Below are 17,572 nucleotides of genomic sequence, written 5' to 3' on the forward strand. Positions count from 1 at the left end.
AGGTAAGTCTTCTAGGTGCGTTTTTTAGGTAAGTTTTCTAAGTAAGGTTTGATATTAACGGTATCGATCTGGTCTTTTGGTAAGAATTTCTCGGCGTATTTTAAGTAGGTATCACTTTCTAAAAAGAAGCGAAATAGCTGTAAATCGAGGTGTCCCTCTTGGCACATGTTAAACATGATGTCGATAGCGACGCTTATTGGTTTGGCTTTTTTATAAGGTCGATCTGAGGCTGTTAGAGCTTCGAATACATCGGCGATCATGAGGACTCTATCAGGAAGGCTGAGTTGTTCTGCATTGAGCTTTCGTGGGTAACCTTGGCCGTCCATTCTTTCATGATGAGTGGAAGCGTAATGAGGTACTCGGCTCAGTTCAGGCGGGAATGGCAAGCTCTCCAGCATAGTAATGGTGCTGATGATGTGTTCATTGATTTTAAATCTATCTTCTTTAGTAAGCGTGCCTTTTTTTATCGTTAAGTTGTAGATTTCACCTTGGTTATATTGATGTTTTGGTATGGTCATTTTTATACCCAAGGAAGGTGGATAGTTGATATTTTTAAGTCGTGGGATAATGTGTTCTAGTTTATCGGACAGCAAGGTTTCTATCACTGCTTGTTGGCCAAGCTGTTCACTTTCTAGATTGCCTGCTTGAGCTTGTTTGGCGAGCATCATTTCTTCTGCAGGGGATAAGCCTAAGCGATTACTAAAATGACGTATCCATTCTTGCGCGCCAATTTCTTTTATTTTCTGTCTGTCTTTTTCGCTCATTAATTCACTGCCGACGTTTGCTTTGGCAACTATAGCGAATTCTTCTTGAAGTATTGTTTGGCGTTCCTCCCATACCGTTAAGGCGATGGTAGGATCTTGCTTTTCAATATGTACTTTATGTAAGTAATCTATTTCTGCATCACGCCATAAGACTTCGAAACGTGTGCGAATTTCATGAATGCGATTGTAAGTGCATTCGAGCTTTGAGCCTTTGTCTATGATGTGTTCTGGCATGGTGATTTTGCCGCAGTCGTGTAACCAAGCGGCAATGCGGAACTCTAGTCGTTCATTGTCATTGGCGAATTTGAACGCTTTATAAGGGCCTTCTTCGGCTTTTTCTAAGGCGTCAGAAAGCATCAATCCAAGTTCAGGAACCCGATAGCAATGACCGCCAGTATGTGCCGACTTGTCATCTATAGCCGTTGCGATTAGACGAATTAATGCCTCCATAAATCCTTTTTGGCTGGCTTCGTGCTGTTTAATATCTTGTGACATTGAAACAAAGGAGTTGGACAGTTGCCAGATTTCTTTGATATTGGAATCTACAAATGCTACATCGTCAAATTGGCGTAGTTTGATTTTCTCTGTTACTCGCTGTAATTGTCGAATGGGACGGACTATCGGCGTACTGAAAAGCCAGATAATCGGTAATAGGATCACCATCACTAAGGCGCTTAATAATGCTGAATGAAAAGCCTCTTTAGTTGCTTGTTGGAAAAGCATTTTCTCTGTTATGACAGCGGTAAAGTATTGTTTGGTGAATATGTCATTACCTATATTTTTGATAAAAATATAGTAGCGGGTACCGTCATTTTTTTTGATAATCAGAGGCTGTTTAGCGTTTGGATCATCAGCAGTTTTGATTAATTTTTTAAAGGGAATATCAAGATGATCTTGCATATACTGGGTATTCTGCTGTAGCCAAGCAACATCTAGAGCATCTCGTTGAGCAGGTGTAATTTGACTTAATGCCTGATTGATTAAATCGAGCGCAAATTTTTGCTTTTCTTTTGTTACCAGATAAAAGTGACTAGGTACGATATTGTTGATTTCTACTAATTCATCGTACACTTGTAAGCCTTCAGCTTCCATTATGCTTATTGTCGATTTTAGGACAGGAGATGCACCTATAATGGCGTCATATTGTCCGGATTGTAGGCGTGAAATGAGATCTCGTTCGGTGATGGACTCTTGCCATTTTATGTTTGGAAAGTGTGTTTTGAGCATTGGTAGGACTGACCAGCGGCCTAAAAAGCCGACGGTTTTTCCATTTAAGTCACTTAAGGACTTTGGTTCTTGCGTGATATTTTTTGTTACAATGGCATACGGAATATCTCGCAATGGAACGCTGTATAATCCTTCAATATCTGTGTTTTGAGCTTTTTGTACAGACAGTAAAATATCAATCCCATCATCTTTGTATTTTTGGACAAGTTGTTCACGGCTGAAGCCATTTATGTAGTCAAACTTAAGACCTGTCATAGCGCTAATCATTTGCATCAACTCGATAAAGTAGCCTTTTGGTACTCCTGACTCGCTGAAGTCAAAAGGGCGCCAATCATTCTGATTAGATACTTTAAGGCGACCTAGATTGGTGATGGCTTCTTTTTGTTGCTGACTTAATAGTATTGGTTGTATTTCAGGTGTGATAACAGAGTGGGTGCTATTAATGTTCGAGGCAATAATTTCTCCATTTTGGCTAAACAAAAAAGCTTGTTCTTGCCCATTAATTAGTTTTGATGAAGATAGAGACAGTTGATCAGATAAAGACGATAAGAGAATATCTAAGCCAATTACCTGGTCTGTATTACGTATTCGTTGAGCGTAGGTTTGCCCGGATATTTGTAGATGCTGAAAAAGGTAAGGCGGGGTTTTATAGATATCATTTTGTGCTGAAGCTGCGAACCATGGTCGTTCAGTTGGGTAGAAATTGCTGTTTTCCGTTTGCTGGTGATTAAGGTGAAAAGTAGAGGTGTAAAAGTAGGTTTGTCGTAGACGTCTTTCATTACTGCCTGAGACTTCGACAACAGCCCAACGATCATCTGGCTGAGCACCCATTCGTTGTCTTATATCTTTGGCTGAATCTAGGTTGATGAGCTGAAAAAAATGTTCTTGTTTGTCACCAATGTAAAGGCTGTATAGCTCGGGACGTTTTTTTAAGAACTGAGCAAATAAACTGCTTTTACGTTCGATACTCGCATCAGATAGATCACTGTTGATTAATTCTGCAAGTAAGCTGACAGTCTGTTTTGCATCATTCTCTAGGCTATAAACGCTGTCGCTCATATGGTCAGAAAGTAAATTCATGCTAGATAACATATGGCTGACGGCCATTCTTTTACTGGCACTGTACTGCAGTGAAATGGCAACAGAGGCTGTAATAACAATAGCCAGAAGGAACATGTTTGCGACTAGAATTCTGATAGATAATCGTTTGAATATCCGTTTTTTGCTAGTCACCATTCACGTCCTTGTAATAAGTTTTGAATGCCGAGTTTGGGTGGGGCGTTTCTACTTTCTCTAATACAAACCGAATTCGTTCATTTGTGCAAATTAATATGTGTGACGATTTGTGATTTTTGAGTATTTTGTAATGCGCTCAAGTTTCATCCTTATACATTTTTCTTATATAAGTTAATCATATTTCCTTCTTATCCATTTAGTCAGCATTTTGTTAACATGGCGGCAACTTATCGATTTACCTTATTTATTGATGTTTAGATGAGTAAGGGGTCGGTGTTCTATGATTTATTTTTTAAGGTTTTCTCTCCATGTTGTATTCCATTATTAACTTAGCAGTTTTCGCTTTGTTGATCGCATTGCTGTTCAAACTGCAAAAAGCGAAAAAGACATTATCCACTCAGGTATTCACTGGTTTGGGTTTAGGTGTTGCCTTTGGTGCTGCATTGCAATTTATCTATGGTGTTGGCAGCGCTGAAGCTAACGAGACATTAGAGTACGTAAATATCGTTGGTTATGGTTATATTAGTTTGCTGAAGATGATCATAATGCCATTGATTTTAGTGTCTATTATTGGCGCTATTATTAAGGTGAAAGACACGGGCTCTTTGGGCAAGATGTCTGGTGGCATTATTGGCATATTATTGGCGACGACGGCTGTTTCTGCTTTGATCGGTGTTTTCGTTAGCAACTTATTTGGTTTGTCTGCGGATGGTATTGTGCAGGGTGCTCGCGAAATGGCGCGTGGTGCAGCATTGGAAACACGCCTTGATGGACTAGCAAGTGTATCGTTTGCTGACATGATTACCTCTTTCTTCCCTGGCAACCCTTTTGCCGATCTAACGGGTAGTCGTCCAACTTCAACTATTGCTGTGGTTATTTTTGCAGCTTTTGTTGGTGTAGCTGGCGTAACGGTTGCTCGTGCTGAACCAAAGTTAGGTGCAAGTTTTGAGCATTTTGTTGATGTAGCTCAATCTATCGTTAGAACCTTAGTTCGTATGGTGTTAAGCCTTACGCCATACGGTATTCTTGCGTTGATGACCAAGGTTGTTGCGGGATCAAATGTTTCCGATATTTTGACTTTGCTTAACTTTGTTGTGGCGTCTTATGTGGGGTTGGCGCTTATTTTAGTCATGCATTTATGTTTGTTGGCATTTAATGGCATTTCACCGCTTCGCTACTTTAAGAAAGTTCTACCTGTATTGTTGTTTGCTTTTACTTCTCGCTCTAGTGCGGGAACGATTCCGTTGAATATCGATACTCAGGTTAAACGTCTAGGTAACGGTGAAGGTGAATCCAATTTCTCTGCTTCTTTTGGTGCGACGATGGGGCAAAATGGCTGTGCTGGTTTATATCCTGCGATGTTGGCTGTGATGATTGCACCAACGGTAGGCATTAATCCATTAGATCCAAGCTTCATTATTTCACTTATTGCTATCGTAACCATTAGTTCATTTGGTATTGCGGGCATCGGTGGTGGCGCGACATTTGCGGCTTTAATTGTATTGTCTGCTTTAGATATGCCTGTTGCATTAGCTGGCTTGTTGATTTCTATCGAACCTTTGATCGATATGGGGCGCACTGCTGTGAACGTAAATGGTGCGATGACGGCTGGTAGTATTACCTCGAAGTGGCTTGGTCATACTGATTCGAGTGTGTTTGAACAAGATGAAGCGCCAGAAGCTGAGCTGAAAAATAGTTAATAGCAAAGCGTAACAACATCTTATTTATAGAAACCACCTCCGGGTGGTTTTTTTGTGACTTATTAAATAAACCAAGAATGAAAAGCGAGGAGGTTAAAAGGAAAGTAGCGAAATTTGGATAATTTAAAAATTAAGTTCTGGGCATGCAAAGTGCATGATTTGATCTAAGCTTGCTTAATAACAACGACAAGGAGAGGCTCGTGTCCTTATTTTCCAATCTCAAAATATCTCAATCGGTAGCCATTGTTGGCATTTTACCATCTCTGTTTGCCATTATTATTGTGGCGTTTTTAGTTAAAGATTTAAATGTACGTGTTCATGAGGGACGTATTGCCGAAGATATGGTGAAGTTGTCGACCATTTTAGATGGCGTAGCGCATAACTTTGCGGTTGAACGTGGTTTAAGTGCTGGTTTCCTTGGTAGTAAGGGTAGCAGCGGCAAGGACGCTTTGTTGGCGCAGCGTAAAGTAGCCGATAATGCAGAAGCGGCGCTTAAAAATATAGATGATAGAGCTTTCGAGGTGCTTACTTCTGAACGTTTGGATCGTTTACGAACTCCTGTTTTAACAATGTTGCAGGACAAAAATAAAGTTCGACAAAAAGTAGATGCTTTGGCTGCTGATAATGGCGCTTTTGATTTTTATTCTGAGGTGAATCGCCAAGCGTTAAATTCGATTCAACGCGTCATTCTAGATATTAGTAATCGAGAAATCGCCAAGGCACTTGAGGCCCGTTTAAGTTTATTGTGGATGAAAGAGCGCGCAGGCCAGTATCGTGGTGCTTTAAATGGCGTGTATGCCGCTAAATCGACTAATTTTATGCGTCAGTCACAGATCGCGGCCTTTATAGAAGACGAGCATCATCAGTTAGAGCATTTTATTGTGACTGCGTCAGATAAAGAAGAAGCGTTACTGAATGCTGCCATGAAAAACGAGAAATGGCAGGCAGTTACCCAAGCTACTGATGCTTTTTTAGCGACAAAAGATGTTTCATCCGTGAGTGGCCCTGCTGACTGGTTTGAGCTTGCTACAGCCAAAATAGGCTTGATAAAAGGCGTTGCCGACAAAATCAGTTCCGAAATTAATATCCTTAGCGCTTCGTTGACTTCCCGCAGTGAGCTTTATCGAAATGGGTTAGTTATCGGTTTTATTCTATTAATTACTCCTGTTATTTGGTTGGCATTTTCCCTTACTCGATCTCTTTCTAAGCGCGTTGAACGTATTAGCCAAGCGTTATCAAATGTGTCTTCTGATCGTAACTTGGTCGGAAGAATTGAAAATACATCAAAAGATGAGCTTGGCGAGATTATTCAGTACTTAAACGTCCATTTAGACCATTTGAGTGAATCTTTTCATTTGATGGTCGATATGGCGTCTGAATCCAAAGAAAGTATGAACGTGCTGAGTGGCTATTCGAGAAATGCATTGCAAGAAACCAAAGATCAGTTTAATCAAACCGACCTTATGGCGTCAGCAGTAGAAGAGATGTCTTTAACGAGTAATACTATTTCTCAAGATATGCAATCGTCAGCAGAAGCGACGGACAATATTCGAGAGCAAAGTACTCAAGGTTCAGCGCGGATGCAGACTATTCTACAGTCCATCGCCAATTTATCTTCAGAAGTGGATGGCGGATATAAAGCGGTGCAGTCGGTTACTGGTCATACAGAGCAAATCAGTACTATCTTGCAAACCATTGAATCCATTGCAGAGCAAACAAATCTATTGGCACTGAATGCTGCGATAGAAGCAGCTCGTGCTGGTGAACAAGGACGAGGCTTCGCTGTAGTTGCCGATGAAGTGAGAACGCTTGCTCAGCGTACACAAAATTCGACTGAAGAGATTCGTTCTATGATTGAAGCCTTGGTGGGTTCTGGTAAGAGTGCCCTACAATCCATGGATAAATGTTCCAGCATGGCAACACAAACGTCTAGTGTGGTCGGTGAAAATGTCACCATGATGCAAGGCTTATTTGATGCTATTGAGTTACTTACTCAGACTATAGAGCGAGTTGCTACAGCATCAGAAGAGCAATCACAAGTATCTGAAGAGATTAACCGTAACATTCAAAATGTCAGCGAGCGTTCAGAGCGAATTCTGGATTTGGTCAATAAAACTGATGAAGGATCTGGTCAAGCCAAACAACGTTTTGAAAATGTGCTGAAAGAGATCAGCTCGTATAAATTGAGTTAGCTACATAACAGATCAAGCTTTCATGATAAGAGCTTGATCTGCTTTTAGACCTAATGAGTGCGCTTTATTTCGAAGGTCTTCATGAAAACATCATTACTAAATGTGCCTATAATCGCGCTAAACGTAACGGTAGCGTTTATGATGAAGATCAACCCGTTGGCGTATTCTTGGTCTGGCGGAGCTCCTCTTAAAATGTAAAGGCAAAGCGACAGTCCATATAGAAACAAGCTAACTTTGTTGGTTACGAAAAAGAAGGGAATCTCAAATGCCCACAACTCTTTTTTATTGCCAAATCGAATGACTAAATTCAGCAAAACATAAACCAATGTTGTTATAACCACAATCCAATAGGCTATAAATGATTGACCATCCTCTAATAAAGTATTTCCCATATAAATGGAAAATCCAGCTGCAATAATCCAAAAAATCAAAATTGGCCCTAAAATCAATCCCATTACTTTATCCTTTTTTAGTTTATAGGTTTTTACCTATATTAATTTCATTTATATTTTTCGGTGTTGTTCTGCTTCTATATATGCTTATTTAAATTCAATAAGTTTGTTCAATATTATGTTTTTCCATAAAGCTCTCACTACTAAATGAGCCAAGCAGTGTTCCTAATGAAATAGATAACGCGATAATGAAAATTAGGGACTTAATTGATGGGTTTTTAATGCGTTTCTTGATGAGGAAGTAGGTTAAAAACGCAGCTAGGTATAAGAGTGCAGCATCAAGGTTAAACAAGAAGAAAAATATTATTTCAAATGCCCAGAGTGACTCACTACCTTCAAACTGATTGATAGAGTGCTTCATATACATAATGGCGAGAAGAATGGCGGCTATAGTTGGTAGTATCTTGTAGACAAACAGCTTCTCTTCTTTCAATAAGACATAGCCGATTCGAAGCGAGAAAAGAAAGCAGATTACCCAAAATAAAAAAAGAGGGAGGATTACTATTCCCATAACACGTCCTTGATGTTGGTGAATTTCGTTTATTATTTTTTCAAAAAAGCCACAGTGAGATAGTCTCACTGTGGCTTTATTTATTCTAGCAGATTAGATGATGAGAATTAATCTGGTTTACGATTACGACGCGCTGGTGCTAAAGGCTTGCTTCGAAGACCTTGGCCTGGTGTCATTTCTGCTTTTGGTGCACTAGGGCGACGATTGCCAGACTTAGGCGCATTGCCTTGTTTCGCGCCATTACCTTGTCTTGGAGCATTGGTTTGTTCACGCGGTCTTTTTGGCTTGTTAGGCTTGATTGGACGTGTATCTAATGTGGTATCAGGCAACATGTGTGTTGGCATGAAATCATCTTCGTAACGACGTTCAATTAGCTTCTGAGTCAAACGCTCAATCGCTCGTAATTGATCTAGTTCGTCGGCAGCTACCAATGAAATGGCTTTGCCTGTTGCGCCAGCACGACCAGTACGGCCGATACGGTGAACGTAATCTTCTGCTACATCTGGTAGGTCAAAGTTGACTACGTGAGGTAGTTGTTCGATGTCCAGTCCACGCGCCGCGATGTCTGTCGCGACAAGAATGCGAATACGGCCTTCTTTAAAGTCTGATAGGGCGCGAGTACGTGCGCCTTGGCTTTTGTTGCCGTGAATGGCGCTAGCACGAATGCCAGCGTCTTCTAATTGTTTAGTGATCTTGTTTGCGCCGTGTTTAGTGCGAGAAAAGACCAATGCCTGATCCCAACGACCGGCAGCGATAAGTTGAATTAACAACTCAGTTTTGCGTTTCTTGTCGACTGGGTGCAACCACTGTTCCACAGAGACCGCTGTCGCATTACGTGGCGTAACGGAAATCTCGATTGGGTTGTTTACCAAGCCTTTTGCTAACTGGCGAATTTCTGGTGAAAAGGTCGCAGAGAACAATAAGTTCTGACGTTTCTTCGGCAGAATGGCTAGGATTTTTTTGATGTCATGGATAAAGCCCATGTCCAGCATGCGGTCTGCTTCGTCTAACACTAGGATTTCTAGCTTGTCGAAACGTACTGCTTTTTGGTTGTATAAATCCATCATGCGACCAGGCGTTGCGATCAAAATATCCGCGCCGCGACGTAGTGCCATCATTTGAGGATTGATTTTAACGCCGCCGAATACTACTGTCGATTTAAGAGACAGATGCTGACCGTAATTTTTGACGCTTTCAGCGACTTGCGCTGCTAATTCACGAGTTGGTGTTAATACTAAAGCGCGAACTTGATTGCTTTGTGCGTTTTCGCCTTTACTTAGAATTTCAAGCAAGGGTAAGGTAAAACCGGCTGTTTTGCCTGTCCCTGTTTGGGCTGCGGCCATCACATCTTGGCCTTCAAGAATGGCTGGTATTGCCTGAGCTTGAATTGCAGACGGCTCAGTATAGCCTTGATCTTCAATGGCTTTTAAGATGGGGGCAGAAAGCCCAAGTTTGTTGAAACTCATAGATGTTCTCATGTTTTATAAAGGCAGGTGCTAAGCTGAAAGGTCAGGTTATGCAAGAATTTCGCGAAGCTTACCTTATATCGGCTCTACATGCTATGTAGTATGGCTTTTGGATGATAATTGTACTGGCCGAGGTTGTAATAAAAAGCGCAGTAAAAGCGTCTTTGCATCGACTTACTGTGTCGAGCAAACTATGTCGAGCAAAGACTTATTCGTATCTTACCAAGCTATTTGGTTAGACTCGTTTTACATCTACCGAAACGGCAAGTTGCTGAGAGCCGCCACCTTCAAAAATAACGCCTTGAAGTGGTGTCACGTCAGCATAATCTCGACCCCATGCAGTGACGATATGCTGATCGCTTGGCATTAGGTCATTGGTTGGATCAAATTCTACCCAACCTAATTCAGGGATAAACACCGCGAACCATGCGTGGGAGGCATCCGCACCAACCAATTTTTCTTGTCCTGGTGGGGGCAAGGTTTCTAGGTAGCCACTCATATAACGAGCTGGAATGCCAACCGAACGCAAACAGCCAATGGCTAAATGAGCGAAATCCTGACATACACCGCTGCGCTGTTTTAGTACTTGCTCAAGTGGCGTCGCAACGGTTGTACTAGCTGGGTCGAATTTGAATTCAGTGAAGATCTTATGAGTGAAAGCCAATGCTGCCTGTAAGACAGGTTTGTCATCTGTAAAAGTGCTTAGAGCATAGGCCTTTAAATCTTCTGAACAACGTATTTGCGGAGAATCCAGTAGATATTCTTTTGCCATGCGCAGTTCAGGTGTATTTGGATTACTTAGTTGCGCGCGTAATTGACCACAAGTGAGCGTGCTTTGTATTTGCCATTGAAGTACATTCAATGGTGAAATTTCAAAGTCAGTGGTGACATCAATCACCAATTTTTTATGGGCTTCTTGAATCGAAAAATAAAACGTCTGATTACCGAAATAATCTTCGCCATCGTTTTGATAAACTGGTGGCGGATTGATTTGTATTTTCTGATTCAAGCAGCGCTGATTGCGCGTATCTCGCGGTAGGAGGTGAGCCATGTTGTAACATAAGCTCACTGGCGCTCCATAAGTGTATTCCGTTATATGGCGAACGCGGTACCTCATACATTTGTTCCTCTGATGGCTTCAGTCAAAGACTGCGGGCCAGCGGTATGGTCAAAATACTTATCGCTAATGAGAACGGTGAATTGCTCAAGTTGAGCTAAAAACTCGGTCATGAGTTGCTCTAGTTTTAGACGGCTTTGGCTATCTGGATCAATTTTGGCAAGCTCTTCCAAATCGGCAAGCTGAATATCATTTAGCGATTTTAAAATGATTTTATTTTCAGGGCTTAGGCCAGCTGTTGTTGTCTCATTTCTGGGCAGTTCTCTGATGTATTTACGCAGTTGCTCTACTTGATAAAGTAAAGAGCGTGGATTAGTACCATCAATCATCAATAGATCCAATCCATAAGCAACGCGAGCACGATTACGATAGCGGCGACGGAAGGAAATAAGTGCTTCTACGCTTAATAAAACGGATTCTAGAATTTGCTGTTGCGGTCCAGATGATAGTGGCGTAGTGAGCGCAGAGCGTAACAAGGTTGCTGTTTGCAATGCACGTTCGGTACGACGGCCAATTTCTTGAAACGTCCAGTCGAGTCCGCGTAACATGCTTTCATGGTTCAAACCGGACAGCGCCAACAAAGAGGTAACAAGACTGTCTAACGATTCTTCCGGTGCAGAAGGTAAACCATTGGTATAAGCACGATCTAGCTCATGAATATGGTCACGCAGCTCATTGATGATGATACGAGTATCGGCAGAAAGCATTTCTTTCACTTGCTCGCCACAACTTAACATGGCTTGCAGGTTAGCTTTGACGGATCCCGCTCGGCTGCCATCAGTTATGATAGAAACGAGTTCAGCTTCTGGGTTGGCGAGGAGCTTTTCGTCTGCTTCCATAAAGCCGGGCAAGCAGCCAGTTTGCGTAGACGCCATTTCAAGTAACATACGGCGGCTTTCTTCTGGTAATGGGTCAATACCATTCATCTGTTTAAAAATGGTACGTAGCAAGCGCATACTGATTTCTGCACGTTCAGCATAACGCCCCATCCAAAATAAGTTTTCTACCACTCGGCTTGGTAAATTAGCTTGTAAGGCTTCGTCTTGTAATAAAACTTGATCAGTAATTAAGTTACTTTGCGCTTCTGGCTCTGCGGCGATGATCCAAGTGTCTTTACTTTTTGAGCTAGACATATTGGTGACAATGGAATCTTTTGTCGATTCGCCAGCACGAGATAAACCGCCAGGCATGACGGTGTAGCCGGTTGGGTTAGCAACGGTGAAAGCTCGTAATAGGCTTGGCCTAGCTTGTATTTTTCCATTTAACCAAATAGGCGACATAGAGCCTGGAACATAACTTTGCGCAGCATATAGATGCGGGGCTTTTTTGATTTTTTCTATGGTATTAAGTTTTTGCTTTTCGCTTAGCGTGTGACCATAAATACTGTTGCTGCTATGGCTACGAATCGCAGGCTTGATAATCAGGTTACTAAGATTGGCGATAACATAATTTAAGTCGTCTTTATCACCACACCACCAGGTTGCTACAGAAGGTAAAGTTAGTTGTTTACCTGTCAAAAATTCACTGATGGCAGGCAAAAATTTAACTAATGCTGGCGCTTCTAAAATGCCGCTACCTAATGGGTTAGCAAGCACGACGTTACCTGCTCGTACTACTTCTAATAAACCTGGAACTCCTAGGAAAGAGTCGGCTCTTAGTTCGGCTTGATCGCAGTAGGCGTCATCGACACGACGTAAAATAACATCGACACGTGCCAAGCCATTTAAAGATTTCATCCATACCGCGCCATTACGTACGGTTAAATCGCTGCCTTGAACTAATGGAAAACCAAGATAGTTTGATAAGTAGGCTTGTTCGAAATAGGTGCTACTATAAGCACCAGGAGACAGCATGACGATACGTGGCGTATCTGTCCATTGACTGGCAAGAGACGTCAGCATATTTTTGAAGGATTGGAAAAATCCTGCAAGACGACGCACTTGACTGTCGCGGAAACTGTTCGGAATAACACGCGATACCACGGTACGGTTTTCTAATGCGTAGCCCGCGCCATTTGGAGCTTGGGTACGATCGCCAATGACTTGGAATTGACCCGCATGGTCACGTACTAGATCCACCGCATGGTGCAGTAATTGATGAGCACCGGGAACCATAACACCGTGGCATTGACGTAAAAATCCTGGATGGCTAAAAATAATCTCAGAAGGAATAATGCCGTTTTTCAGCAGTTCTTGCGGACCATAGAGGTCTTTTAAGATCAGATCGAATAAGTTTGAGCGCTGAGCTAAACCTTGCTCTATCTCAAGCCATTCATCGGTCGGAATAATATTGGGAATAAGATCCAGCGACCAAACACTTGGCGTGAGTGGGTCGCTGGTTAAATTATAGGTAGCTCCGTCTTCACGAAGGATACGCTGAGCACGACGTTGTCGGTCGAGCATTTCCTCGTCTGAAAGATTGCTTATGTTACGCAGCAGTGCTTCCCAATGTGCGCGCGGTTGGCGATCTTCCGTGAAGGCCTCATCATAAGCATTTATCGGTTTATCATAGGCGGAAGATAACGTCGGTTTCTCATCTATCACCGACGTTATAAAAGTACCTGTTTGAAGTTGCATAATGTGCTTGAGCCTAAAAAATTAATTATTAGAGAACATTATACTGCTTCCTTAGGTCTAATGTATGCGGATATTCATTCATTGGCTCTTCAGCTGGTGGTGACATTGCACGAGGCTCGTCTCCATTCGGGTAAAAAGAGCGCAATGCACTGAAGGCTGGCGGTGGAGATAGCGTGCCTTGAGTGAAGCCGTGATCCCAGAAACGGTTCACACGGCGAGCTTCCGCTTCATTGCTATTGACTGGTACATTGTCATACGTACGTCCACCTGGGTGAGACACATGATAAGTACAACCGCCCACAGATAAGCCGTTCCATGTATCGATTAAATCAAATATTAGTGGCGTATCTGTCCCTAGTGTTGGGTGCAAGGCAGATGGTGGCGCCCAAGCTTTGTAGCGAATCGCGCCAACGTATTCGCCTTTGCGACCTGTAGAACGAATCGGCACGCGACGGCCATTACAGCTAAGCACATAACGTCCATCGGTTAAGCCAGATAGTTTTACCTGCAAACGTTCGACGGAAGAATCTACGTAGCGAGCAGTACCCGATCCGGTGATTTCTTCACCTAGAACATGCCAAGGCTCAATTGCCCAACGAAGTTCAATTTCCATGTCATCGATTTTTTGACGACCATAATGAGGGAAACGGAACTCTTCAAATGGTGCTAACCATTCTAGTTTGAATGGGAAACCATGGCGCTGAAGATCTTCGACCACTTCTTTAACGTCCTGCCAAACAAAATGTGGCAGCATGAATTTGTCATGCAAGCTGGTGCCCCAACGAACCAAAGGCTTTTTGTACGGTTCTTTCCAGAAGCGTGCAACTAAGCAGCGCAACAACAGCATTTGCACGAGAGACATGTGCGGATGCGGTGGCATTTCAAAACCACGGAATTCCAATAAACCTTGTCTACCGCTGGCGCTGCCAGCTGCGTAAAGCTTATCAATACAGAATTCAGAACGATGCGTGTTACCTGTGATATCGACTAGCAAGTTACGCATCAAGCGGTCGACTAACCAAGGTTCTTCAACAAAACCAGACGGCATGTTTTGGAAAGCGATTTCCATTTCATATAGGGCTTCGTCGCGACCTTCGTCTGGACGTGGTGCTTGGCTAGTTGGGCCAATAAACATGCCAGAGAAAAGATAAGATAAACCTGGATGATGCTGCCAGAAGGTTACTAAACTTTGTAGTAACTCAGGGCGACGTAACAGCGGACTGTCTGCTGGTGTACGGCCTCCAAGCGTTACGTGATTACCACCACCTGTGCCGGTATGGCGACCATCAAGCATGAATTTTTCTGCGCCTAGACGAGAAAGGTAGGCTTGGTGATATAGAGTTTCGGTATTGTGAACCAATTCTTTCCAGCTTGCCGCAGGGTGAATGTTCACCTCGATAACACCTGGATCTGGCGTGATTAGGAATTTCTGCAAGCGCGGATCTTTTGGTGGCTCGTAACCTTCGACAACGATAGGTTTATCAAGGGTTTTCGCAACCGCTTCAAGATGCTCAAGAACATTCACAAAATGCTCAAGATGCGTCATAGGCGGCATGAATACATGCAAGCGGCCATCACGTGGTTCGATACACAAGGTAGTGCGAATCACGTTTTTCAACGTTTTTTCTGGCGCTAGGGCAGGTGCTGCTGGTTTTTTAGCGAAATGCTGCTTGGCAACGCTTTCTAATACCGCGTTGTCTTTTTTGTTCGCCAAAGGTTGGCGAGGATCAAACGGATCACGCTCGGGAATACGATCTTCTTCGGCTTGCGCTGGTAAAGAATTCAGTGGCAAACGATAACCCATTGGGCTGTCGCCCGGAATCAAGGTAATAACGTCACTGCGCATTGGCCAAAGGGAGCTATTCCAACGATTGTTTACCGTATCGAATTCTAACGGCAAAACGAAGCCAGTTGTGGTGCTTAAACCACGGCTAAGCAGTTTTGCTAGACGACGGCGTTCTAAATCGTCTTTTAAATCGGCTTTGGTTGGATCGGCATCCGCAGGAAGCGATTGCTCCATCCATAAATAATACAGAGTGTCTTCGTAGGTGCTTTGTAGATATTGCTTATCCAATGCTAGTTTTTCACACAATAATTCGCCAAAAGCTTGGGCATCTTTAATGGTGTGTTTGTAGTCTTTGTCTACGCGCGCTAAATATTTCGGATCATTCCATAACGCTTCGCCGTCGGTGCGCCAGAAACAACCCAGTGCCCAGCGCGGTACTTCTTCGCCCGGATACCATTTGCCTTGGCCATAATGAAGTAGGCCGTTAGCGCCGAATTCTTGCTTCATTTTAATCAGCAAGTCTTTGGCTAGTTTAAGCTTTTCTGCGCCCAATGCGCCGGTATTCCACTGCTCTGAATCCATGTCGTCGATGGAGACAAACGTTGGCTCACCACCCATTGTTAGACGAACGTCGCCGTCTTCAAGCTGTTTGTCAACCGCAAAACCTAAGGCTTTGATGGTGTCCCATTCGCCTTCTGCATAGGGTTTTGTCACACGCGGATCTTCATGGATACGAGTTACAATATTGCTGTAGCTAAACTCACATTCACATTCGTCAACAAAGCCAGTAATCGGTGCTGCTGAAGCCGGCTCTGGTGTACAAGCTAGAGGGATGTGACCTTCGCCGGCGAATAGGCCTGAAGTTGGATCTAATCCAACCCAGCCTGCGCCAGGTAAAAATACTTCACACCATGCGTGTAGGTCGGTGAAATCTTCTTCTGGGCCTGATGGGCCGTCGAGCGCTTTCACGTCAGACGTTAGTTGTACTAGATAACCAGACGCGAAACGTGCTGCTAGACCAAGGCTACGTAGTATTTGAACCAGTAACCATGATGTATCACGACAAGAACCTTTTTTCAGGGTCAGGGTTTCTTCGCAAGTCTGAACGCCTGGCTCTAAACGAATTCCGTAACCAATATCCGCTGCTAAGCGACTATTGATCGCCACGAGAAAATCGTTAATCGGCGTATTTTTACGATCAACCGTAGATAGCCATTTGTCCAATAACGGGCAAGATTCAGTTACTTGTAAGTAAGGATCGAGCTCTTTCTTAAGCGCTTTATCGTAGGCAAATGGATATTCTTCCGCGTAGCTTTCAACGAAGAAATCGAATGGGTTGATTACCGTCATATCGGCGATAACTTCCACGTAAAACTCTAGCTTATTGGTCTTTTCGGGAAACACTAAGCGAGTTTGGAAATTTCCAAACGGATCTTGTTGCACATTGATAAAATGCGTTTCAGGCAAAACTTTAAGCGAGTAAGCATGAATTTTTGTGCGTGAGTGCGCAGCCGGTTGCAGTCTTAAAACGTGAGGAGCTACGTTAATAAAACGGTCAAACTCGTAAGTGGTCTTGTGCTGTATTGCGACTCTAATGGTCATGCAGCGTCTCCTTGCCGAAAATGAAACCAGTTTTCGGTGATCTGGTGATTTATTTCGATAATGGCAATCTGTATATCATTGAGATGGTTGTGAAAGTCTTCATCCAAATCTTCTGAACTATTGATTGGGTAATCAAATTCTAAAAGTTTATCTACCTTAGCGGTAATTAAACCGGCGCGTGGTAATTTTGTCGCCGCTTCACCTATTTGACCTAGGCAGTAAGCTAGAGATCGTGGGAAACAAAGGTCATTCATCAAGAATGTAGTAGCCTTTGCTCCGTTGATAGACGTTCTAACGGTGCGGCGATAATCCAAATACGCACTTTGAGACTTTAATACTTTTGACCAAGTCACTTGTCCAAGTTGAATTCTTGCTTCTGGCTCAGATTTCAACATTAAAGACACGGCCGCATCAAGAATACGTGTTCCCATATCAGCACGTTCTAAATAACGTCCCATAATGAGGAAATGCCAGCCTGAATCACGGCTCATTGCACCAGCAAAGAGGCCGATGATTTTTTGGCAGCCTTCAATAATAGTATTCAAGAAAAGATGTCGTTCTGAACGGTTAATCCCTTGCTTGATATTCTGTTGTGCGTATAGATCTAGTTCATTTATTAGTTCCCATGTTTCTTTAGGAACCGCATCACGAGTGGTCCGGATATTTTCCCGCACCATTTTTAATGATGACAGCATAGAGCTTGAGTTTGTGTCATCGGCTAAAAGAAACTTCACTACGTTACGTTCGTCTTTTACTTTATAACGTTGTTCGAAAATTTCTTCGCCACTTAGTATCTCGATTAAGTTATACCAAGATACTTCGATGTTTTTTGGAAGGTCGAATAATAGGTCGTCATAAACACTGACCAAGCGGGCTGTGTTTTCAACGCGTTCCAAATACCGTGCGCTCCAATATAAGCGTTCTGCGACTCTAGATAACATGG

Annotated in this window: 10 protein-coding genes; 2 read left to right on the forward strand and 8 right to left on the reverse strand. The window is 42.9% G+C overall.

Annotated elements, in window-relative coordinates; all coding sequences use genetic code 11:
* Window positions 1–11: 11 nt before the first annotated feature.
* Entirely contained in the window at window positions 12–3,224 is a 3,213-nt protein-coding gene (locus tag TY87_RS09050; protein WP_198432066.1) for an HD domain-containing phosphohydrolase, read from the reverse strand.
* Between the two features lie 311 nt (window positions 3,225–3,535).
* Between TY87_RS09050 and TY87_RS09055 the strand changes: the two genes are divergently transcribed.
* Together TY87_RS09055 and TY87_RS09060 are read left to right on the forward strand one after the other, a co-directional pair.
* On the forward strand, window positions 3,536–4,927 hold the full coding sequence (locus tag TY87_RS09055; RefSeq protein WP_100186835.1) for an L-cystine transporter: 1,392 nt from the start codon (window positions 3,536–3,538) through the stop codon (window positions 4,925–4,927).
* Between the two features lie 200 nt (window positions 4,928–5,127).
* Window positions 5,128–7,119 (forward strand): methyl-accepting chemotaxis protein, encoded by a 1,992-nt coding sequence (locus TY87_RS09060; RefSeq protein WP_100186836.1) that lies wholly within the window; start codon window positions 5,128–5,130, stop codon window positions 7,117–7,119.
* Between the two features lie 50 nt (window positions 7,120–7,169).
* On the opposite strand, the gene TY87_RS09065 is transcribed toward TY87_RS09060, so the two are convergent.
* From TY87_RS09065 to TY87_RS09095, 7 genes are all read right to left on the reverse strand, one after another.
* Window positions 7,170–7,574, reverse strand: a complete 405-nt coding sequence (locus TY87_RS09065; protein WP_100186837.1) for a hypothetical protein — start codon at window positions 7,572–7,574, stop codon at window positions 7,170–7,172.
* 94 nt (window positions 7,575–7,668) lie between these two features.
* Entirely contained in the window at window positions 7,669–8,082 is a 414-nt protein-coding gene (locus TY87_RS09070; protein WP_100186838.1) for a hypothetical protein, read from the reverse strand.
* Between the two features lie 107 nt (window positions 8,083–8,189).
* A complete protein-coding gene (locus TY87_RS09075) occupies window positions 8,190–9,548 on the reverse strand; it encodes a DEAD/DEAH box helicase (protein ID WP_100186839.1) in 1,359 nt (452 codons plus the stop codon).
* 235 nt (window positions 9,549–9,783) lie between these two features.
* On the reverse strand, window positions 9,784–10,665 hold the full coding sequence (locus TY87_RS09080) for a transglutaminase family protein (protein ID WP_100186840.1): 882 nt from the start codon (window positions 10,663–10,665) through the stop codon (window positions 9,784–9,786).
* Entirely contained in the window at window positions 10,662–13,241 is a 2,580-nt protein-coding gene (locus TY87_RS09085) for a circularly permuted type 2 ATP-grasp protein (protein ID WP_084122443.1), read from the reverse strand. The genes TY87_RS09080 and TY87_RS09085 overlap by 4 nt, the downstream gene beginning before the upstream one ends.
* A gap of 28 nt (window positions 13,242–13,269) precedes the next feature.
* Window positions 13,270–16,629, reverse strand: coding sequence for a transglutaminase family protein (locus TY87_RS09090; RefSeq protein ID WP_100186841.1), 3,360 nt, complete (start codon window positions 16,627–16,629; stop codon window positions 13,270–13,272).
* Window positions 16,626–17,570, reverse strand: coding sequence for an alpha-E domain-containing protein (locus TY87_RS09095; RefSeq protein WP_072840263.1), 945 nt, complete (start codon window positions 17,568–17,570; stop codon window positions 16,626–16,628). The genes TY87_RS09090 and TY87_RS09095 overlap by 4 nt, the downstream gene beginning before the upstream one ends.
* Between the last annotated feature and the right edge of the window lie 2 nt (window positions 17,571–17,572).

The sequence above is a fragment of the Marinomonas sp. BSi20584 genome, from assembly GCF_002792415.1.
Lineage (GTDB): Bacteria > Pseudomonadota > Gammaproteobacteria > Pseudomonadales > Marinomonadaceae > Marinomonas > Marinomonas polaris.

What these genes read in the sequence shown, in the direction of transcription:
- TY87_RS09055 (WP_100186835.1), top strand. Translation starts at nt 3,536, where the DNA reads ATGTTGTATTCCATTATTAACTTAGCAGTTTTCGCTTTGTTGATCGCA.
- TY87_RS09065 (WP_100186837.1), bottom strand. Translation starts at nt 7,574, where the DNA reads ATGGGATTGATTTTAGGGCCAATTTTGATTTTTTGGATTATTGCAGCT.
- TY87_RS09095 (WP_072840263.1), bottom strand. Translation starts at nt 17,570, where the DNA reads ATGTTATCTAGAGTCGCAGAACGCTTATATTGGAGCGCACGGTATTTG.
- TY87_RS09080 (WP_100186840.1), bottom strand. Translation starts at nt 10,665, where the DNA reads ATGAGGTACCGCGTTCGCCATATAACGGAATACACTTATGGAGCGCCA.
- TY87_RS09075 (WP_100186839.1), bottom strand. Translation starts at nt 9,548, where the DNA reads ATGAGTTTCAACAAACTTGGGCTTTCTGCCCCCATCTTAAAAGCCATT.
- TY87_RS09070 (WP_100186838.1), bottom strand. Translation starts at nt 8,082, where the DNA reads ATGGGAATAGTAATCCTCCCTCTTTTTTTATTTTGGGTAATCTGCTTT.
- TY87_RS09085 (WP_084122443.1), bottom strand. Translation starts at nt 13,241, where the DNA reads ATGCAACTTCAAACAGGTACTTTTATAACGTCGGTGATAGATGAGAAA.
- TY87_RS09090 (WP_100186841.1), bottom strand. Translation starts at nt 16,629, where the DNA reads ATGACCATTAGAGTCGCAATACAGCACAAGACCACTTACGAGTTTGAC.